This is a genomic window from Kitasatospora sp. NPDC007106, from assembly GCF_040634455.1.
Taxonomy (GTDB): domain Bacteria; phylum Actinomycetota; class Actinomycetes; order Streptomycetales; family Streptomycetaceae; genus Kitasatospora; species Kitasatospora arboriphila.
Genome location: NZ_JBEYFP010000966.1, coordinates 1 through 2,072, shown reverse-complemented (window position 1 = coordinate 2,072; position 2,072 = coordinate 1). Strand labels below are relative to the sequence as shown.

Sequence of the window (2,072 nt, the reverse complement as noted above, 5' to 3'; positions counted from 1 at the left end):
CCTCGCTACGTCCTGCCGGCTCTGGAGGTGCTGCTCCTGATCCCGCTGGTCGCGGTGAACCCGCACCGGATGACCCGCGAGAACCGCCTGTCCAGAACCCTGTCACTGGCCCTGGTCGGCCTGATCGGCGTGAGCAACCTGGTGGCGCTGGGCCTGCTCGTCCACGCGTTGGTGGCGGCGGACGTCGAGGACGGCGGATCGCTGCTGGTCGCCGCCCTCCAGGTCTGGGCCACCGACGTCATCGTCTTCGGACTCGCGTTCTGGGAACTCGACCGCGGCGGACCTGTCACGCGCACCCAGGTGCCGCGCACGGACCTCCCCCTCGCGGACTTCCGTTTCTCCCAGGACGAGAACCACGACGCGGTGGAGGAGGTCGCCGACGGTTCCAGCCGCTCCTGCGACTGGGCGCCCACTCTGATCGACTACCTCTACGTCTCGGTGACCAACTCCACCGCTTTCAGCCCGACCGACACCATGCCGCTCTCCGCCCGCGCCAAGATCCTCATGGGCGTCGAGAGCATCGCCGCGCTCATCACCTCCCTCCTCGTCATCGCCCGCGCGGTCAGCGTCCTGCACTGACCCGCCCTCGGCCCGGGGGAGATCCACGTCCGCGGTCGCGGTGGGCCCCGTGCTGCCGTAGACCGGGGGTATGGACGAGGAGAAGACGTCGTGGCATCCCGGTGAGATCGTGCCCGCGAGCGGGATCTACGAGTGCGACTGCGGGGCCGGGCATCACTGGAGCACGGATGTGAAGGGGCACCGGTTCCCGCCGCTTCCGGCCGGCTGTCCGGGCGGGTCGTGGTCGCTGAAGACGGAGGCGCATCCGGGCACGTGACGACGCGCGGGCGCGCCGAACGAGGTCTGGCGCGTGGTGCCCGGACCGTTTCGTTGATCTGGGGTGACGGCGGTGGGTGAGGGTCCGGTGCTGTGGGCGCTGGTGGTGCGGGAGACGGGCGACGGTACCGCGCTGGCCGAGGTCGTCGTCGAGGTCGACGCCGGCCATTGGGGCGGCTTGGCGACGGACGCGTGGGAGAGCGGGTTCGTGGCTGCGGGCGGCGTGCCGGTGTCGACGGGGACGGTGCAGGTCCGATCGGGCCGGTTCGAGCGGCTGGTGCTGGTCGGCGGCCGTGAGGTGTGGGAGCCGACGCCGGTGATGGAGGCGCCGCGGGAGTGGTTGTCGGCCGCGGCGGGGGCCGGCGGCGTGGTGGTGACCGTGGTGGCGCCCGGCACGTGGCCGCCCGATCTCGCCGACGTTGCGGCCGGCCGCCAGGCGCAGGTCTTCGCGGACTGGCTGGACGAGGTGCGGGCGAGCGGGGCGGTGCTGCAGGGCGTGGCGGACCTCGACGCCGGGTGAGCCCTGCGGGGCGTCCGGGCAACCGGAGCATGCGCGAGGTCACGGTCGTCGCCGACGGTGTCGTGGTCGGCCCCGTGGAGGGCGGGCCGGCCGCCGGGGACCTGCTGTGTCTGGGCGATGGCGTCGAGGGCGTGTTCCGCCGGGGAGACGAGTGCGGTGCGGCGGGCCCCGCCGTGTGCCCACCGGGTCAGCCGGACACGGCGTAGCGTCGATGGCGGGGGCCACCGGGCGCCGGGGCGGAACAGCTGCATCGGGTTCGAGCGATCGGAGACCCGTCATGGCCGACACGTCCCACCGGCAGGTGTTCGAGACGGCGGATCCCGATGCCGCTCGGGAGTCGCTGGAGGGCCTGTACGACGGGTCTGCTCGCTCTGGCCATGCGCTGGCACGGCGGACCCGGCCGGCCGGCGGGGATCTGCGAGGTACCGCTGGAGACGTTCGTCGCGGCCGTCGACCTGCTGCGCTCTCGTGGAGCGGAGCGCGTCGGCTTCCCCGGCCGGTCCAAGGGTGCCGAGGCTGCGCTGCTCACCGCGGTCCACGAGCCGCGCGTCGACGCGGACCCACGCCCGACGTCCGGACGCAGCCGCGATCCCGGTGGAGAAGGCGTCCGCCGACATCCTGCTCGTCGCCGGCGGCGACGACGCGATGCGGCCCTCCCCGCGGTACGCCGAGCAGCTGGCCGCGCGGCGCCGCGCAGCCGCCGCCCCGGTCCACCTGG

Annotated in this window: 3 protein-coding genes; all 3 read left to right on the top strand. The window is 73.7% G+C overall.

Going from position 1 to position 2,072, the window contains the following annotated elements; genetic code table 11:
• Nucleotides 1–579 (top strand): hypothetical protein (locus tag ABZ641_RS34580; RefSeq protein WP_359988309.1); only part of this gene is annotated, 579 nt, incomplete at its 5' end.
• Between the two features lie 70 nt (nucleotides 580–649).
• Nucleotides 650–835, top strand: a complete 186-nt coding sequence (locus tag ABZ641_RS34575) for a hypothetical protein (protein ID WP_344624854.1) — start codon at nucleotides 650–652, stop codon at nucleotides 833–835.
• 72 nt (nucleotides 836–907) lie between these two features.
• Nucleotides 908–1,354, top strand: coding sequence for a hypothetical protein (locus tag ABZ641_RS34570; protein ID WP_344624853.1), 447 nt, complete (start codon nucleotides 908–910; stop codon nucleotides 1,352–1,354).
• Nucleotides 1,355–2,072 lie beyond the last annotated feature (718 nt).

Bases quoted from the DNA above. Each gene is read 5' to 3' on its own strand.
- ABZ641_RS34575 (WP_344624854.1), top strand. From the start codon at position 650: ATGGACGAGGAGAAGACGTCGTGGCATCCCGGTGAGATCGTGCCCGCG.